Annotated in this window: 17 protein-coding genes; 1 reads left to right on the forward strand and 16 read right to left on the reverse strand. The window is 52.9% G+C overall.

Annotated features, from left to right (window positions below; translation table 11 throughout):
• Positions 1 to 24: 24 nt before the first annotated feature.
• From nuoK to BLT51_RS00725, 13 genes are all read right to left on the reverse strand, one after another.
• Complete coding sequence (gene nuoK, locus BLT51_RS00665; protein ID WP_091278700.1) at positions 25 to 324, reverse strand: NADH-quinone oxidoreductase subunit NuoK; 300 nt, start codon at positions 322 to 324, stop codon at positions 25 to 27.
• Complete coding sequence (locus tag BLT51_RS00670) at positions 324 to 1,328, reverse strand: NADH-quinone oxidoreductase subunit J (protein ID WP_091278702.1); 1,005 nt, start codon at positions 1,326 to 1,328, stop codon at positions 324 to 326. Before BLT51_RS00670 ends, nuoK begins: the two co-directional genes overlap by 1 nt.
• Positions 1,328 to 2,011: an NADH-quinone oxidoreductase subunit NuoI gene (gene nuoI / locus BLT51_RS00675; protein WP_091278704.1), complete on the reverse strand. Its 684-nt coding sequence runs from the start codon at positions 2,009 to 2,011 to the stop codon at positions 1,328 to 1,330. The genes BLT51_RS00670 and nuoI overlap by 1 nt, the downstream gene beginning before the upstream one ends.
• Before the next feature lie 3 nt (positions 2,012 to 2,014).
• Entirely contained in the window at positions 2,015 to 3,334 is a 1,320-nt protein-coding gene (nuoH, locus tag BLT51_RS00680) for an NADH-quinone oxidoreductase subunit NuoH (RefSeq protein WP_091282435.1), read from the reverse strand.
• A 5-nt stretch (positions 3,335 to 3,339) separates the two neighbouring features.
• On the reverse strand, positions 3,340 to 5,934 hold the full coding sequence (locus BLT51_RS00685; RefSeq protein ID WP_091278706.1) for an NADH-quinone oxidoreductase subunit G: 2,595 nt from the start codon (positions 5,932 to 5,934) through the stop codon (positions 3,340 to 3,342).
• Positions 5,931 to 7,262, reverse strand: coding sequence for an NADH-quinone oxidoreductase subunit NuoF (nuoF, locus tag BLT51_RS00690; protein WP_091282438.1), 1,332 nt, complete (start codon positions 7,260 to 7,262; stop codon positions 5,931 to 5,933). The genes BLT51_RS00685 and nuoF overlap by 4 nt, the downstream gene beginning before the upstream one ends.
• A 5-nt stretch (positions 7,263 to 7,267) precedes the next feature.
• A complete protein-coding gene (nuoE, locus tag BLT51_RS00695) occupies positions 7,268 to 7,948 on the reverse strand; it encodes an NADH-quinone oxidoreductase subunit NuoE (RefSeq protein WP_091278707.1) in 681 nt (226 codons plus the stop codon).
• Positions 7,948 to 9,297, reverse strand: coding sequence for an NADH-quinone oxidoreductase subunit D (locus tag BLT51_RS00700; RefSeq protein ID WP_091278710.1), 1,350 nt, complete (start codon positions 9,295 to 9,297; stop codon positions 7,948 to 7,950). The genes nuoE and BLT51_RS00700 overlap by 1 nt, the downstream gene beginning before the upstream one ends.
• Positions 9,297 to 9,995 carry an NADH-quinone oxidoreductase subunit C gene (locus BLT51_RS00705; RefSeq protein WP_091278712.1) on the reverse strand — a complete coding sequence of 233 codons (699 nt, stop codon included), beginning with the start codon at positions 9,993 to 9,995 and terminating at the stop codon, positions 9,297 to 9,299. Before BLT51_RS00705 ends, BLT51_RS00700 begins: the two co-directional genes overlap by 1 nt.
• Complete coding sequence (locus BLT51_RS00710; RefSeq protein ID WP_091278713.1) at positions 9,992 to 10,549, reverse strand: NADH-quinone oxidoreductase subunit B; 558 nt, start codon at positions 10,547 to 10,549, stop codon at positions 9,992 to 9,994. Before BLT51_RS00710 ends, BLT51_RS00705 begins: the two co-directional genes overlap by 4 nt.
• 5 nt (positions 10,550 to 10,554) lie before the next feature.
• Complete coding sequence (locus BLT51_RS00715; RefSeq protein ID WP_091278715.1) at positions 10,555 to 10,914, reverse strand: NADH-quinone oxidoreductase subunit A; 360 nt, start codon at positions 10,912 to 10,914, stop codon at positions 10,555 to 10,557.
• Between the two features lie 64 nt (positions 10,915 to 10,978).
• Positions 10,979 to 12,262: an NAD(P)/FAD-dependent oxidoreductase gene (locus tag BLT51_RS00720; protein ID WP_091278717.1), complete on the reverse strand. Its 1,284-nt coding sequence runs from the start codon at positions 12,260 to 12,262 to the stop codon at positions 10,979 to 10,981.
• A gap of 160 nt (positions 12,263 to 12,422) precedes the next feature.
• Complete coding sequence (locus BLT51_RS00725; protein ID WP_091278719.1) at positions 12,423 to 13,163, reverse strand: class I SAM-dependent methyltransferase; 741 nt, start codon at positions 13,161 to 13,163, stop codon at positions 12,423 to 12,425.
• 38 nt (positions 13,164 to 13,201) lie between these two features.
• Between BLT51_RS00725 and BLT51_RS00730 the strand changes: the two genes are divergently transcribed.
• Positions 13,202 to 14,512 carry an isochorismate synthase gene (locus tag BLT51_RS00730; protein ID WP_091278720.1) on the forward strand — a complete coding sequence of 437 codons (1,311 nt, stop codon included), beginning with the start codon at positions 13,202 to 13,204 and terminating at the stop codon, positions 14,510 to 14,512.
• A gap of 63 nt (positions 14,513 to 14,575) precedes the next feature.
• Here the strand turns inward: BLT51_RS00730 and BLT51_RS00735 are convergent, their stop codons facing one another.
• From BLT51_RS00735 to BLT51_RS00745, 3 genes are all read right to left on the reverse strand, one after another.
• Positions 14,576 to 16,000, reverse strand: coding sequence for a S1C family serine protease (locus tag BLT51_RS00735; protein ID WP_172801284.1), 1,425 nt, complete (start codon positions 15,998 to 16,000; stop codon positions 14,576 to 14,578).
• Positions 16,001 to 16,087: 87 nt separating this feature from the next.
• Entirely contained in the window at positions 16,088 to 17,719 is a 1,632-nt protein-coding gene (menD, locus tag BLT51_RS00740; protein ID WP_157672839.1) for a 2-succinyl-5-enolpyruvyl-6-hydroxy-3-cyclohexene-1-carboxylic-acid synthase, read from the reverse strand.
• 1 nt (position 17,720) lies between these two features.
• Complete coding sequence (locus BLT51_RS00745; RefSeq protein ID WP_172801285.1) at positions 17,721 to 18,710, reverse strand: o-succinylbenzoate synthase; 990 nt, start codon at positions 18,708 to 18,710, stop codon at positions 17,721 to 17,723.
• Positions 18,711 to 18,718 lie beyond the last annotated feature (8 nt).

An 18,718-nucleotide genomic window follows, 5' to 3' on the forward strand; every position in this document is an offset into this window, starting at 1 on the left:
CAAGAGATTCACACCTGCTTTCCGTCAGTGCTTCATGAGGTTGGCACCGTCGAGCGATGCAGACCTACGGGTTCGGAAAATAGAAACAATAATAGCGAGTCCGACGACAACTTCAGCGGCTGCGACAACCATGACGAAGAACGCGAACTGTTGTCCGGCCAAGTTGCCATGCATTCGCGAGAATGTAATGAATGCAAGGTTGCATGCCGAAAGCATCAGTTCGATGCCGAGAAGTGCGATCACACCGTTGCGACGCGTGAGAACTGTGGCAGCTCCAATCGCAAACAAGATGGCCGCTAAAGCAATGTAAAACATGAGGTTCATCAGTTTTCCTCCGACTTCTCAGTGTTTTCTTCAGTAATGTCGCGCTCACGCTTGAGCGTCTGTGCATCGGGTACTGAGGACTCAGTTTGTTCGGAAGCCACAGCATCGGACTGTCGAGAGGTGAGACGCGACAGCGCGCCATCATGATCTGGAGCTTGTTCACCAGGCATTCCGGCGACGCGAGCACGGCCAGTTGTGCCGTATGTTGCTGGGCCATCAATTCCACCAGAGACGACACGCTTAACCGTTACTGGCGAAATTTCGCCAACAGTGCGGACTTGGCCTCGAATGTGGAGCACTCGGCTGGTAGATTCCTCAACTGGCTGCCCACCAGTTGTTAGCGCTGGATTGGCAGACGAATTTGATTCTGCATAGACACCCGGCGGTGGCTTCTGGCCAACATGGACCGCTTGCGAGGTGAATTCTTGCATCCGCTGGTGGGCTAGTTCTTCTTGAGAAATGCGCTTTTGCACCCGATCTCGATGAGTAAGTGTCATTGCGCCTAAAGCGGCCACAATCAGAAGTGTTCCGGTTAGCTGTAGGGTCAGTATCGAGCTAGAGAAGATCAGCTTTGCCACGCCCACTGGATTAGTCTCGGCATTTGCTTGTTCTAACCCGATGCCGGCCGGAGCGTGTGCGCCGAAAGCAACACCGATCAAAATAGCTGCGATTCCTACGCCACCGAGAGCAGCAACGGGACGCTGTATCTTCAGTGTTTCGTGTCCTGAATCAGCTGAATCAACACCGATGAGCATCAGGACGAACAAGAACATCATCAAAATTGCGCCGGTGTAGACAACTACCTGAACCACACCCATAAAAGGTGCTTCAAGCGCGGTGTAGAGTACGGCCAGACCGACCATAACTCCGATGATGCTCAAAGTTGTGAGTACGGCTTTACGAGTAATAAGGAGACCAAAAATAGCTAAGGCCACCATACATACTGAAGTGACTGAGAAGAGGATGGTCTCCCCCATACCAATTGTTAGCGTTTCGCTAGGCATCAGTGCTGAGCCTCCTTCTGCGGCGCGGACGTCACTTGTGCTGAGGTAATAGTCGGATCTTCAGGACGTGCCTGCTTGACCCATTCGACTTGGTCTTGAGTCGGACCAGTGATGTTACCTTTATAGTAGTCCGCGTCAGTAGTGCCTTCGGCCATCGGATGCGGAGTTGAGAGCATTCCCTCGGCTAACGGTACGAGCAAATCTTGTTTCTCGTAGATCAACGATTCCCGGCTCTGATCTGCCACTTCGTACTTATTAGTCATTGTCAACGCGCGTGTAGGACATGCTTGAATACAATACGAGCAGAAAATACACCGCAGATAATTGATCTGATATACCCGTCCATAGCGCTCGCCAGGTGAGTATTGCTCTCCTGGATGGTTCGAGGAAGCTTCGACGAATATAGCGTCTGCCGGACATGCCCACGCACATAGTTCACAGCCAATGCACTTTTCCAGACCATCTGCATACCGGTTCAGCTGGTGCATACCGTGATAACGCGGCCGAGTTGGTGTTTTCTGTTCTGGCTTATGCGGCAAGTACTGCTCGGTAACAGCTGGCCGAAACAGCGTGGAGAACGTGACACCGAAACCGGCTACCGGTGCGAATGCTCGTCCCAGAATTCCTTTTTTGTTCGGACTATAGAGCGATTCGTCTGGCTGTGTGAATTCTTTGTCAGACATTCCTCACGCCTCCTCGGTCGTAGTTGATGCAACATGGGCTACTCGGCGCGTGGCACGCGGCGACGGCGGCAAGTGTTGCCCGGGCAATGGTGGAACTGGGTAACCGTCTTCAAATCCATCAAATTCTTCGCTTTCGCGCTGGGCAATAATCTCAGCTTGTGACAACGTTTCATCATCGCGTACAAAAGCCCAGATCAGCATAATGACCGCGAAACCTGTAGAGAGAATGATCGTTGGCCAACGATCATCAAATTGCGGATTGACCATCTGATAGCCCCGAAGTACGAGAACAATCGTCAGCCAGATAAGCGCCGATGGGATCAGGCCTTTCCAACCGAGCTTCATGAATTGGTCGTATCGGAAGCGCAAAAGTGTGGCGCGAACCCAAACGAAGATTCCGATAAACATCCACACCTTGACGATAAATACCAGCATTGGGAACCATCCAACATTCGGGTTAAAGCCAATCAAGCCACCAAGAGATGTCAGGATTGGCCCTGAGCGCCAACCGCCGAAGAATAGCGTCACAGCAAGCATTGACACGTTGAACATGTTGACGTATTCGCCTAGGTAGTACCATGCGAACTTCATTGATGAGTATTCGGTGTGTGGGCCTGCGACGATTTCACCTTCGGCTTCTGGAAGGTCGAATGGTAACCGGTTAGTTTCACCGAACATCGTTACCAAGAACACTAAGAAAGCTGGGAGTAGCGATACGACATTCCACAAATCTTGCTGAGCCGCCACGATTCCCGACGTCGACATCGTTGCAGTTGCAAGGAAAATCGTCACGAGGCTGAGGCCTTGGGCTAGTTCGTAGGAAATCATCTGCGTTGCCGAACGTACAGATCCATAGAGCGGCAACGTTGATTTAGCAGACCAGCCGCCGAATACCAAGCCGTATTCACCGAGTGCAGCAACTGCTAGCACAAACAGCATAGCCACCGGTGAATCAGTCAGTTGCAGCGGCGTATGCAGCCCAAAGATGGAAACTGACGGGCCCATTGGAATGACTGCCATAACCGAAAATGCACAGATAGCAGTGATCACTGGCGCTACCAAGTACACAACTTTTTCAGCGCCAGCAAGCCAAAAGTCTTCTTTCAACAGAAGCTTGATAGCATCTGGAAAGGACTGGCCCAGACCGAATGGTCCAACAGTATTTGGTCCAACACGATTCTGGAACCGGGCGATGAGTCGTCGCTCGAACCACAGCGCAAAAATCACTGAGAAGATCAAGAATACGACGATAAATAGGGCTTTAAGGGCCGCAATCCACCAGGTGTCGTTAGAGAAATCAGCCGCGACCTGGGTAGCGATCATCGGATTCACTTCGTAACCTCCGTTGCTTGGATAGAGACGACGTCGCCGGCAACACTTCCGATCTCGGAGATGCGACTGCCTACTGAATTTTGTGGCACCCAGACAACGCCTTCTGGCATATCAACTTTGGTAACTGGCAAGGTTAGGGACCCTTCTGGGCCGGTAATCTTGACCGCGCTACCAATTCCAGCATGGGCTGCTGTTGCTGGTGACATCACTGCAACAGCGCGGCGTGCAGTTCGCGCCAAGTTTGGTTCATTACTCTGGAGTGCACCTGCATCAAGCATAAGCTTCCATGATGCCAAAACGGCTTGCCCCTCACCAACAACTGGTGCCGGTCCAGGTTGCACTATCGGGTCTACACCGCGCTGGCCATCCCAATTTCGCATCATTGCCCATTCGTTCACTGCGTCAGCTAATGTTGCGAGTCCAAGATTTACCCCAAACTCGGCAGCTAAATCGTTCAGCACACTTCGATCAGGTGAATTAGTCGATACGAGAGTTTGGCCAAACGGGCGCAACCGGCCTTCCCAGTTAACAAACGTGCCACCCTTTTCAGACGGTGGCGCCACTGGCAAGACAACATTAGCGAATGGCGCGATATCGGTTTGACGGACATCTAGTTGAATCACAAAGGCTTTTTCTAGTGCACGTCGAGCAACCGCCGGAAGATCGTTCAATTCGACTCCGGCCACGATAAGTGCACCAAGTTCGCCCTTCGCAGCAGCTTGCAACATATCAAAAGTAGAACGACCAGGCTTTTCTGGCAGGCGCTCCACTCCCCAAGCAGCCGCAATATCAACACGGGCTGCTGGATCGGTTACTAGGCGTCCTGCTGGAAGAAGGTGTGGAACAGCTCCAGCATCAAGAGCACCACGATCTCCGGCACGGCGTGGAATCCATGCCAACCGTGCACCAGTTCGTTGTGCTAACCGAACTGCTGCCGAGAACGCACCCGACGCATCAGCGCAGCGCTCACCCAACAAGATAACGCCGGCCCCGCCGTCCAAGTCGCGGAAAGTATCGGCAAAAATACCGGTGCCAGATTCGTTCATCGCGTCCAAGACTTCGGCTTCAGTTCCAGGAGTTGCCGGCACAAACCGTGCATTCATCTTTGCGGTACCGCGCGTCTGGTAGGCCGAGACAACCGTCACCGACGTCGTCTTTGCCAACGCAGCTTTTCGTAACCGCAAGAACACCGAACCGATTTCTTCTTCAGCTTCTAGACCAACTGTCAAGACATGGCTGGCATGCTCAATATCTGCATAGGTGACACCGAGTTCGCTACCCGCTACGCGTGCGGCTAAGAAATCATCTTCTTCAACCGAATGGTTACGGGTACGGAAATCAATGTCGTTAGTTCCCAGCACAACACGGGCAAACTTTGAGTACGCGTATGCGTCTTCGAGCGTCAAACGTCCACCAGTGATAACACCAACGCCTTTGGCTTGCGCAGTCTTTAGCCCATCTGCCGCCACTTCAAGAGCTTCCGCCCACGAAACTGGCTCATTCGGATCAACACCGGCAAGTTGTGGATAAATAATACGATCGTCACTGTGCTGCCAGCGGAATGCGAAGCGATCCTTATCGGTGATCCAGTCTTCGTTCACATCCATGTCTTCACGGGCCAACCGGCGTACGATTGTGCCACGTCGGTAATCCACGCGAATAGCAGAACCCGAAGCATCATGCTCCGAAATTGAAGGTACAGAGACCAGATCGAATGGGCGGGCCCGGAAACGATATGAAGCCGAGGTAAGTGCACCTACCGGACAAATCTGAATCACGTTACCGGAGAAGTAGGACGAGAACGGAGCACCCGTAACGTCCACTTCGCTTGGCTCAACTGGCCCGGAAGCGTATCCAACGGCAAGTCCAGATTCACCACCAGGACCAGCGAATCCGTTCAGTGCCGCAATAGGCTCGTCGCCATCACCGGCAGAGTAATCAAGAACGCCAGCATCAAAATTACCGATTTGTGAACCGTGTAGTCCGTGAACTTCCATACCAGCGGTTCCGCCAGAACGACCGTGGAGCTGGATGAACGGATCACCCGCAATCTGGGTAGAGAATCGAGTACAGCGCTGACACAAGATACAACGGTCACGATCTAGCAAAATGTTGGCAGACACCGAAATTGGCTTGGGATATGTGCGTTTAATATCAATGAAACGCGACTTCGTCCGGCCGTCAGTCATGGCCTGATTTTGGAGTGGACACTCGCCACCCTTGTCACAAACTGGGCAATCCATCGGGTGGTTGATGAGCAAGAACTCCATCACCCCATGCTGAGCCTTCTTTGCGACGTCGGATGTTTGTGCCGAATACACTTCCATGCCGGGCGCAACGGTTACTGCACAGGCTGGCTGTGGCTTAGGCATTTTCGCAATCTTGCCGTCGCGGCCCGGAGCTGCCACCTCAACCAAACACTGCCGGCAAGCCGCTGCTGGCTTCAACAGTGGATGGTCACAAAAGCGTGGGATATGAACCCCAACTTTTTCGGCTGCTCGAATAATCAAAGTACCTTTAGGTACGGAAACTTCACGCCCGTCAACGGTTAGTGTGACGAGTTCTTCGGTTTGTGAAACCTGCGCTGTCATCGAACACCTACTTCACTGAAAAGAGCCGATTTTTCAATCGGATACTGCTGTGCTGGTGCAGTTGTACACGCATCAACAAACTCTGACCGGAACAAATCGATTGCCGACCTAATCGGGGTTGACGCCGCATCGCCCAAGGCACAGAATGAACGTCCGGCAATATTTGAGGCAATTTCGTAGAGCAGATCAATATCTTCTTCTCGCCCTTCGCCAGCTTCGAACCGGTGCATGATTTGGCGCATCCAGAATGTTCCCTCACGGCACGGCGTACATTTTCCGCACGATTCGTGCTGATAGAAATCGGTCCACCGAGAAACTACCCGAACCACAGATACGGTCTCGTCGAATACTTGAATTGCTCGAGTTGCCAGCATCGAACCGGCCGCTGCAACTTCTTCATATCCCAACGGCACGTCGAGCTGTTCTGGGGTGAACAACGGTGCTGAGGAACCGCCGACGGCGAAGAACTTCAGTTCGTGCCCGTCCCGGATACCGCCAGCCATCTCGAGGAGCTGTCGCATAGTGATACCAAATGGCGCCTCGAACTGCCCTGGATTCTTCACGTGCCCGGAAATGGAGAAAATACCGTGACCTGGCGAATTCTTGGTGCTAGCTCCCATTGCGGTGAACCATTCGGTGCCGTTCTTAACAATGCCTGGCACGGAAGCGATTGACTCTACGTTGTTGACGACGGTTGGTCGTGCATAGAGACCAGCGACTGCCGGGAACGGTGGCTTCAATCGGGGTTGTCCGCGGAAGCCTTCGAGCGAATCGAGCAACGCTGTTTCCTCACCACAAATGTAGGCGCCAGCACCGGCATGAACCGTAATGTTGATGTCGTAATCGCTTTGTGGCCCCAAGCCTTTGCCAATGATTCCAGCCTGCTTGGCTTCGCGTACAGCGGCAAGAAGACGGCGATAGACGTGGACTACTTCGCCACGCAAATAAATGAAGCCATCATGGCCACCGATGGCCATCAAACAAATAGCCATTCCTTCGATCAGGAGATGCGGATTTGCCATCAGGAACGGCATATCTTTACAGGTACCTGGCTCGGATTCGTCGGCATTAACAACAAGGTAGCGAGCACCACCGTCTTCTGGTGGCAGGAATGACCATTTCAAGCCAGTAGGGAATCCAGCACCACCGCGGCCACGCAATCCTGATTCTTTGATCAGATTTGTTAGGGCGCCTTTTTCTTGGTTGATCTCCCAAGCTTTAGCGAGTGCCTGGTAGCCACCCGTTGCTTGGTATCCGCTTAACGTCCAGGGGCGTTCAGTATCCCAATTGTTTGATAGCACCGGGCTAAGGACGCCCGGTTCACGCATTTTCGTCACTGTACGTCTCCTTCTTCTGGACGCGGTGCCGTCCAGTCGTTCGCACGAGCGATCTTCAGACCGCGCAACGAGGCTTCGCCAGCTGCCGGACCTTCGTCAGCATGCCCATCTTCAAATCCCGCGAGGACTCGTGAAACTTCTTTGAATGTGTGGACTTTTTCTGGTCCACGGGTTGGGTGGATATCGCGACCAGCACGAATATCATCAACGATTTGTTTTGCCGACGACGGAGTCTGGTTGTCGAAGAACTCCCAGTTGACCATAATGACCGGAGCGTAATCGCATCCAGCATTACATTCAAGCTGTTCGAGAGTAATCTTTCCGTCTTCTGTTGTTTCGTCGTGTCCAACGCCAACATAGTTGGATAGTTCTTCCCAGATGATGTCTCCACCCATGACGGCACACAGCGCATTAGTGCAAACACCAACGTTGTATTCACCGTTTGGATGACGACGATACTGCGAATAGAAGGTTGCCACTGCAGAAACTTGGGCACGGGTCAAACCTAAAATGTCTGCCACCAAGGTAATACCGCGTGGCGAGCAGAACCCATCAACTGACTGCACTAGATGCAATAGCGGCATGATTGCAGATCGTGAATCGGGGTATCGTGCCACGACCTCGGCTGCGTCTGCCCGGAATTTTTCTTCTACTTCGGGTTCGTATGAGGTACTCATTAACGATCGACTCCTCCCATAACTGGGTCAATACCAGCAAGAGAAACAACAAGGTCAGCTAGCATTCCACCTTCAGCTATCATCGATAGAGACTGGAGGTTATTGAAACCCGGGTCCCGGAAGTGGGCACGATATGGACGGGTACCGCCGTCGGAAACCAGGTGAACGCCAAAGATACCCTTCGGATGTTCTACCATGGTGAAACTCTGCCCCGGTGGGACTCGGAAACCTTCGGTTACCAGCTTGAAATGATGGATCAGCGACTCCATTGACTCGGTCATGATTTCTTGGACGTGCTGCGGTGTGGAACCTTGACCGTCACCGGCAATCGAGAGTTGCGCCGGCCAAGCGATCTTCTTATCGCCAACCATTACTGGCTGCCCTTCGGTCTTATCGAGTTCATCGAGGACCTGATAGCAAATCCGCAGTGACTCGTAGCATTCGCGGTACTTGACGTCGATACGGTTGTATGCATCGGCTTTGTCCGCTACTGGCACATCAAATTCGTACTTTTCATACCCACAGTATGGCTGGGTTTTACGTAAGTCCCACGGCACACCAGCGGCGCGCACTGACGGTCCAGTCATCGACAACGCCATCATGGATGATAATGGCGAAACGCCAACATTAACATGACGATCCACGTAGATCGGGTTCTTCATTGTCAGGTCTTGCATTTCGGAAATTGTTAACCGAATCTTCGGCAACAATTCGCGGCAATAATCGGTGAAACCTTCCGGAACATCATTCAGTACCCCGCCAGGACGGATGTATTCGTGGTTCATCCGCAGGCCAGTGACATCCTCAAGAATACGCAGGACATCTTCGCGAGCGCGGAAGGTGAGGGTCAACATGGTTGTTGCACCAAGTTCATTTCCACCTGAACCGATTCCAACGAGGTGCGATGAGATTCGGGTTAATTCCATCAGCAGGACACGAATTGCTTGGGCGCGCTGCGGTACTTGATCTGCAATACCAAGCATCTTTTCTACGCCAAGGCAGTAAGCAACTTCTTGGAAGATCGGTGCAACATAGTCCATACGAGTACAGAAGGCTACGCCTTGGGTCCAGGTACGGTATTCCATGTTCTTTTCAATACCGGTGTGCAAGAACCCAGTTGCAGCACGCACTTCTTTGACGTTTTCGCCGTCGAGCTCTACTTGGACGCGCAAAACACCGTGCGTTGACGGGTGAACTGGTCCCAAATTGACGACGATGTGTTCTTCACCGACCTGTTCGGCTTGGCGCGTTACGTCAGCCCAGTCACCACCGACAGCTTCATAGGTGGTGTAGGAGCTGACTTCTTCTTCGTTTATTCCACGTGTTGCATGTGGCATTGGATTCGTCATTAGTTGTACTCCCTCCGGGTATCCGGTGGCGGAATAACCGCGCCCTTGTATTCAACTGGGATACCTCCCAAGGGGTAATCCTTGCGTTGTGGGTGTCCCACCCAATCGTCTGGCATGACGGAACGTGTTAAACCAGGGTGACCGTCAAAAATAATACCCATCAAATCCCAGGCTTCACGCTCTGGCCAATCGTTGCCTGGGTAGATACCCACGATTGATGGGATATGCGGATCGTTTTCCGGTGCGGTAACTTCGATAGATAGGCAGCGGTTGTGAGTGATTGAGAAGAATGTGTAAAAACCGTGGAGTTCACGATTTTCGTCTTCTGGATAGTGGACGGCAGAGACACCTAAGCACAATTCGAAGCGCAGGTCTTGGTCATCGCGCAGATAGCGGGCAATGTTGACCAGATATTCGCGTTTAACGAAGATAACGAGCTCACCGTATTGCGTGGTCACCTTTTCAATGACTTGATCGGGACGCAGTCCATCCGCGGCCAGTAGCTCTTCGAGGATGTCGACGACGTCGTCGAACCAGCCGCCGAACGGACGGTGAGCTGGCTGGGCAAGGGTCACAACCTCTTGTTGACCGCCGAAACCGGTGGTGTCTGCACCGTTTTTCACTCCCCACATACCGCGGCGAGTGGTGACGTATTCAGCGCCAACTTGGTTGGGTGTTAAGGAACTGTGATCGTTCATGCAAGCAATCCCTTCTGCGATTCAGTCGGGAGAGCAGCTAATGCAGCCGCTTCAGCCTTACGAGCGACTTCTTTACGGTGTTCACCCAATGGCCGGTTCTTCATAACATTGTTGCGAAGCTCAAATACCGCGTTAATCAACATTTCTGGACGCGGTGGGCACCCCGGCAAGTAAATATCAACTGGAACAATATGATCAATACCTTGCACAATTGCGTAGTTATTGAAGATACCACCCGATGATGCGCATGCCCCCATGGAAATAACCCATTTCGGATCAGGCATCTGATCGTAAATATTGCGAACAACTGGAGCCATCTTATGGCTGACGCGACCCGAAACGATCATGATGTCGGCGTGACGCGGAGAGGCGCGGAAAACTTCCATACCGATACGTGACGCATCGAAACGAGTAGCGCCGAAGGACATCATCTCAATAGCACAACATGCCAGTCCCATTGTGACTGGCCATGGTGAACGTTGTTGTGCCCAACCGGCTAGGGCTTCAACTGTTGTTAAGCCGATTCCGGCAGGAATCTTTTCTTCAATACCCATAACTCTTACTCCCAGTCCAAACCACCACGACGCCACTCATAGATGAATGGGATCGTAATGAGGAAAACGAATGACGCAATTGCAATGAGGCTCGCTAAACCGAGGCGGTTAGCGGCGACCGCCCACGGGTAGAGGAAAACAACCTCAATATCAAAGATGATGAACGTCATTGCGGTTAAGAAATACTTAATTGGGAAACGTCCAGAAGCACCAGCAGATGGTGTTGGTTCCAAACCGCATTCATAGTTAGCAACTTTGACTCTGTTGTAGCGCTTCGGGCCCAGGATGGCACTAACTGCCAAACCTCCGATGCCAACTAATGAGGCGACTGCAATCATAATCAGCAGTGGCACGTAGGGATTCATGCGACCTCCAACCCTTCAGATATATTTAGCCTATGCTTTTGTGGTAGCCCTGTGGGAAGTGTTTTCATGCTTTCGGCACCACTTTCGTCAAACTTGTGATTACTTTGTCCATCCAATCCCCATCATGACGGTCATAAGAATCAGACAAAATTTTCATGACCAGTTTCATCAAGGTGGGACGAGGTAGCCCATATTTCACGCATAGATGCATGATTTCCGGGCGTTCAATAAGCGCCGCAAAAACGCGCCCAAGAGTGTAATAGCCACCGAGTTCTTGGCGAAGCTCGTATGGATATTGAGCCATGACGTGATCTTGTGCACGTAAGGTGGGACGGACCAATGCTTGTGCAATTGTATCGGCCACCATGCGCCCGCTGGCCAAAGCGTAGGCAATGCCTTCTCCATTAAACGGTGAGACCATACCACCAGCATCGCCAACCAACGCTAACCCGTTGGCATAATGCGGTTTCCGGTTAAACGCCATCGGCAAGGCAGCACCGCGTAACCGGCCGATTTGGTTTTCCGGAGTCAATCCCCACTCTTTTGGAGTGTTTGCGATCCACTTGGCAAATACGGAACGATAATCCACGCCAGCAGGTTGGGCGGTTGAAGACAACGACCCTAGACCGACGTTGACGAGGCCGTCTCCTACTGCAAACATCCACGCATATCCCGGGAGCAGTTCGGATTCACCAGGTTTCCCAGCCCACAATTCCAGCTGTGATTCCATCATGTCAGTATTAGCTAACGGCGAGCGGAAGTAAGTGCGGTGAGCTACTCCCATAGGACGGTTCATTGCTTTTTCTCGGCCAGTCGCAATAGCTAGTCGCGCCGAAACACCGCCACAGTCTACAACGAATCGAGCTGAAATAGTGAATTCTTCACCGGCTGAGCCGTCTGCGGTATTGCGGGCACGCACACCGACAACTCGTCCAGATTTTTCATGGATAACAGGGCCAAGAACAGTAACGCCTTCTCGTAGCCGCGCTCCTGATGCTACTGCGTGTTTGATAAGTAAGTGATCGAGATCTTTGCGTGGCATAGCCGAACCAAAATGAGGCACCGAAGCCAATTCCGGCCATGGCACTTCGATAACATGTCCGGCTCCGTATCCACGTACGCCCCAATTGCGAACCCAGCCGTCTTCTTCGCGCACAGATATGCCCATGCGGATTAGCTCACCAACGGCGCGTGGAGTTAGCCCATCCCCACAAACTTTATCGCGGGGAAAAGTAGCTTTCTCTAGGACGAGGACGTCCACTCCGTTTTGAGCTAAGTAATGTGCAGTCGCAGAACCACCCGGGCCAGCACCCACCACCACAACATCAGCGTGTTCAGGCCGAGACACTCTTCACCGCTTTCGATCAGAAAATAGGACTTCTCTCCCCAGTCTACGGACTTTCGCAATCCGCTAAGAACTTGAGACAGATACATTTACGTCAGTATTTCGTTGCCAAAATACGGTCGTATCCTACGCCACATCAAAATAGAAGGCGGAAATAGCGATGTTACTCCCGAACCGCGCGATGCAATGCCACGATTCCGTTTGTGAGGTTCTTGTATTCAACCTGACGCCATCCCATTTGGGACATCAAGCGCGCTAATTCTTCTTGCGAATGCCAGGCCTCTATTGATTCACGTAAGTATTCGTAGGCCGGCGCATCTGAAGAAAAGAGCCGGGAAAGCAACGGCATTCCAATGCGCATAAATTCAAAGTAGGTAGCGCGGAAAAGCGCATTTTTCGGCCGCGAGAACTCCGCAATAACGATCTTTCCGCCACGCTTGGTTACTCGAAGCATATCGCGTAAGGCCGCCTCGGTATCGACCACGTTTCGTAGCCCGTAGGAGATAGTAACGACGTCGAACGTTTCGTCGTCGAACGGCAACGCGGTGGCGTCACCAACACGCAAATCAAGACCCGGATGAAGCTCCAAGCCGCGCTCAATCATACCTGGGGAAAAGTCACAGCCGATCACGTCTGCTCCGTCAGCCGCATATCCCGCTGCAGAGGCTCCTGTTCCACACGCTACATCGAGAACGGACAGTCCCGGCTGAGCACCAACAGCGTCCCGAGTTACGCGACGCCAGACATGGACTAAACCACCGGTGAGGACGGTGTTGGTGATGTCGTAGTGTTGTGCTACGTCGTCGAACATCTTCGATACGTCAGCGGGTTTTTTCTCCAACGATGCTCGGTGTTGCGAACTAGCGGACTCTGATTGTGTATTTTGCGATAGCAGACCTTTCATGTCTGCATTTAATCACTTTCCGCACTAACATTCGAAACATGTTTACCATCCCACATTTGCGCGTCCAAACAACACGGCTTCCCAACACCCCTAAATTGGCCCATCTACTCACCGCTAAGCGCGGGCAAATTGCTTGGTTGAAGAATCGTACCGGGTTTGTGTGTGCCGGTCAGGCAGCTCGCTACGAGCTAGGTCCTAGTTCGGCTGAGCTTACCGACAATGGCCGCCGGTTTGCACTGGCTTCACAGTGGTGGAAGGATCTCCAAAATAATGCAGAGATACGTGATGACCTAGCCCTTCCCGGAACAGGTCTGGTAGCGCTCGGCTCATTCAGCTTTGTTCCAAATTCACCGGCGGGCTCCACCCTGATCGTCCCACAAGTTATTGTTGGGATTACTGGGCCAGGAACTGGTACCACAACCGCAAGAACAGCGTTCTTAACGCTTATTGGTCCAGACGATCAGGACATTTTCGAAACACTCGATGAGCAATCGCGTGCTTTGCTTGACGCCGTACTTGTTGGGACGGAAATTCACTACGATTCCAGTGGAATACGTCAGGCGCAGCCACGCGAATCGCTGGCAGATTATCGCCAGCACGTTGCACAGATTAAGTCGAATATTAACGCCGGTACGCTGACGAAGGCAGTCCTTGCCCGCCAGCTTAACATCACGAGCGATTCGCCTATTGACGAGCGACATATCGTCGCACAGTTAGCCGGTTCTTACGATGATTGCTGGACTTTCGGAATCGATGGGCTGATCGGCGCCACTCCAGAGCTACTTGCCCAAAGCGAGGGTAATCAGGTGGTCACCCGGGTTTTGGCAGGCACATTCCCGAACACAGAAGCTTATGACGACGACGCTTTGCTCAACTCAGCAAAAAACATGCACGAACACGAGGTGGCAGTCGTTTCCGCCGTAGATTCACTGCAAAAGGTCGGCGAGGTCCAGGCAAGCCAACCGTTTGTTTTGCGGTTACCAAACGTATCTCATCTTGCTACGGATATTGTTACTACTCTTGCTGCAAACACTGATGTTTTATCGGTAACTGGACTGTTGCACCCAACTGCTGCTCTAGGAGGTACCCCTACCGATAAGGCACTAGAACTTATTACCAAGTTAGAGGCAACTGATCGTGATCGGTTTGGTGCCCCCGTCGGCTGGGTTGGTTCTTATGGTGCTGGCCAGTGGTGTGTGGCACTTCGCTGTGCTCGTATCGACGACGAATTACACGCACGCGCTTGGGCTGGCGGTGGCATTATGGCGGATTCGGATCCAGATGAAGAATATGCGGAAACGCAAGCTAAATTTGCTCCAATTATGGGAGCTCTTGGAATAGCACTGTAAAACCATGCGCAGGGAGGCTGACAGAAGTGAGTCTGTCAGCCTCCCTGCGTGCTTGAGGAAATACTACGGACGTGGATCTGGTCGAGTTGCTAAGGTAACATCGACTTCCATCAGTTTTCCGCCACGTTCGATTTTCACATTAACTACATCACCAGAGCGGTATTGCCGGATATAGCCGGTCAAAGCAGTAGCCGTAGAAACTTTTCGGCCGTTAACTTCAACGATGTTGTCATCTTCTTTCAAGCCAGCTTTAGCTGCTGGCGTGCCTGGCTCAACAGTCTTAATCGTTGCAGCTGTGCGTCGCGTATCGTCAAACTTTGCTAGCCCGTTGGTGATAGTGACCCCCAAATAGGCATGCTCGGCGCTACCCTTTTCGATCAGCTGGCTAGAGATGTTCTTAGCCAAATTCACGGGGATAGCAAAGCCTAAACCAATCGATCCAGCTCCTTGGCCACCAAAACTTGTTTTCACAGTAATGATAGAGGAGGCAATTCCAATAACCTTACCCTGCTGGTCAAAAACTGGGCCACCAGAGTTACCTGGATTAATTGCCGCATCGATTTGGATGGCGTTTGTGACGACGTTCGCACCTTGATCAGCTTGAGTTGGCCGATCTAGCGCCGAAATAACACCTGTAGTTAGAGTTGAGTCTAATCCCATCGGATTACCGATAGCAGCCACAGCTTGACCAACGTTCAGATCTGACGAATCGCCCAGTTGAGCAACAGCCAAATCTTTTGGTGGATCTACAAGTTCTACAACAGCCAAATCTGTAGCCTCATCCGTTCCCATGACGTGTCCTTCAAAGACTCGGCCATCAGAGAACATGACGAACAGTTTTGTGGCTCCCGCGACAACGTGATTGTTGGTTAAGATTCGACCAGATTTGTCAATGATCACGCCTGATCCTTGAGCTTGGCCACCATCTGTAGTGACATTGAGCGAGACCACTGTTGCGCCCACTTCGTCCGCTACTTTTTCCCAATCGGGAGCCGCAACCGTACTGTTGACTAGCTTGGTTGTCCCGCCATTGTGTTGTGGTGCTGCAGTCATGGTTGCTGGCCGTAGCCCCGTAGGGTGAATAAAGCTGTTCCCGGCGATTCCCATTCCAGCGCCTGCTAGTGCAGCAACTACCGATGCCGCAACTAGGGCAAACCAACCTGGCCTGCGCCGTTGCTTCTTCTGCTGAGTAAAGCTTGTTGGCGGGGCAAAAATTGGTTGATACTGCGAATGCGGTTGCCACTGCATCGGCTGCTCCCAATTGTTAGTTGCCGATTGCGCGGATGGCTCAGGTTCGGCGGTAGCAGAGGCTGAAGCAACAGGTGTTACGGGAACTGGATCTGGCTGCGCCGGAACCTCTTCAAAATCATTTCCGGCGTATGGCATATCCCCTGATAGCGGTTGTTCCATAGGCTCACTGACATGTGGAACCCCACTAGGGTTATGTTCATGATTTTCCTCAGGACGTGGAACGTTGTTCTCTTCCATCATTTCCTCCAAATGTCAGTTAAATCTCGGTTACAAAATTTAGATTCACACTGCGATCTTTCAATATCCGCAAAGGAATCTGAAAGTTTACTGAAAACTATTTAGCCTGCGGTGAACAGCGTCCAATACGCGTTGCCGATTATCGTGCCGCAGTGCCCTATCGGACTTCATACTAGTACGCCCCAGACCGATGTGTACGATGCGTACCTTCGCCGGCAGGTTCGCTAAGACAACAGCCAGTTCTTCTCGGCTTGCCACCGGGCAGTACTCCGCGCCAACAGCTGCCGCATAAGACGCAATATCGAGGTCTTTAGCGGTACGGAAAACTCGATCATATGAGTCCGTATCGCCCTGCCCGTATTCGAGGGTAGCGAATAGCGAGCCACCGGCGTCGTCGATAACCACTACGTCAAGCGCAATAGCGGCTTGTCCCGCGGTGTGGACCAGTGCTCCGAGATCGTGGATGAACGTTAAGTCTCCCAAAACCACACGCACTGGCTCTCCGGTTGCTAACCCGATGCCGATGGCGGTGGACATTGTGCCGTCAATCCCGGCTAGCCCACGGTTTGCATGAACTGGGCGAGCTGGCAAGGAAGCATACAGGTTCATCTCACGGATGATGGACGATGCGCCAACAACTAACTGAACATTGTGGCTGAGTTGGCTAATATCGCGGCCAATACTCGCAAATGTTAGTCCGGCCAGATGCTGCGCGATATGTTCGTTTGCCGCCATGCTCGCAGCTTGCCATTGTGCGAGCCATGCCTGATTCGGTGTCGCCCACGTCGCTAGCTCAGCCGCCGAAATCACCCGTGCACGCCCGGCTACATCGGCGTAGGTCGGGGCGTCGTCCAGCACGTACACCTCAACTGATTCATCCGCCAGCAACGCAGAAATTTCGCGAGTTAGCGTTGGGTGCCCGACGACGATCGCCCGGTTAATCCGTTGCCGCAACTCAGATTGAAGCACGATCGGATGAGCCGTGATCGCATCGGGATGGCTCCGCAACGGCGATGAAGGCTCGGCCAAGATCGGCAGTCCAGCAAACACCTGCGGGTCAAGGTTACGATGACGCACCGTAGATCCGGCAACGACGACGCAGCGCACGTCATCTGCCGCAATCTCATGTTCAGTTTGGCGAGCATCCGCAATATCTTGGCTGAGAGTTGTCCAGGTATCAGCCGGCATCAATGGTTCTACAAACCCAACGTTCAGGTGTACTGGACCGGGAACACTCCCCTGATCGAGTCCACGAGCTGCCCGCACAGCCCGCCGCACCAAACCACCCGCATTTGTCAGTGAGCCGCCAGCTGGGAACTCCCGAAAATGTCGGACTGATCCAGCTAGCACTGCTTGGTGGTCGGTCGTCTGGCTAGCTCGTACCCCACGCATATGATGTGGCCGATCCGAACTAAGCACAATCATCGGCACGCCACCGTAATAGGCTTCTTCAACTGCAGGATGAAGATTGGCAACCGCGGAGCCCGACGTCGTTACCACCGCGGCTAGTTCCCCCGCTACGCCTGCACCGAGCGCAACAAATCCGGCTACTCGTTCGTCTGTTTCGATATGTAACCGAATCAGCCCGGCACGTTCGGCGTCGTATAACGCGTAGGCGAACGGAGCTGACCGCGATCCCGGACACAAGATAAACGTACGCACATCGCACGCAATGAGGTTGGCAAGGAGGGTACGGGCGGTCGTCGTCGAATCAGTCACGCTAGTTTCCTTCTCTATTGTATGCATCGGTATGTAACGTATAGCTGGCGTCAATACCCGCATAGGTCCACATCTGCGCTAACCGTTCTTGCCAACGCGCAACTAATTCTGGTTCCGGTGCCGGAAGTGAGCTTGGGGCCACGTCACGTATCTGGATCTGCCCATCTACTGGCAACAATGGTTCCGGAGTTGGGTCACTGACCCATAGCTGGCTGGTAGCCAACCCGCACGCATGATTCAATTCCGGCAAGGCAGCAGCGAACGCCAACCCGGCACGGATTCCGATCGAGCTTTCTAACGCGGATGAAACCACCACGGGCAACTCAATATCGTGGGCAATCGCGAGCGCAGCTTGCACCCCGCCGAGCGGCTGATTTTTAACAACCACAATATCGGCGGCCGCTAGTTTTTTGACTCGCATCGGATCACTAGCTCGCCGGATGGATTCGTCTGCTGCGATCGGCACGCTAGACTGCCGGCGAACGCGCGCTAAATCTTCCACCTCTGCTACTGGTTGTTCAACATATTCCAACCCGCCAGCTGCCCGATCCAACGCTGGAATAGCATCGCGGGCTTCCACCACACTCCACGCGCCGTTAACGTCGACCCGGATTTTTCCAGCCGGTCCCAACGCCTCGCGCACGGCCGCCACACGGGAGACATCATCGGCTAAGCTCTGCCCGGGCTCCCCAACTTTCACTTTTGCGGTGCTACATCCGCCGCGCGCCGCAATCTGGAAGGCACGTTCGGTAGTGGTGGCAGGAACAGTCACGTTCACCGGGATCGAGTGGCGCAATGGTTCTGGGTAGCCTTGGGTGGCCGCCTCTACCCCGGCACGTAGCCAGGCTGCAGAATACTGCGGGCCGTAATCCCAAAACGGGCTGGTTTCACCCCAGCCGGCAGGCCCATGAATGAGCAGACCATCTCGCGTAGTTAATCCACGAAACCGGGTATGAAGGGGTGAGGAGTATATGTAGACGTCCAGATGCATACTCCCAT

Source organism: Arcanobacterium phocae (assembly GCF_900105865.1).
Lineage (GTDB): Bacteria > Actinomycetota > Actinomycetes > Actinomycetales > Actinomycetaceae > Arcanobacterium > Arcanobacterium phocae.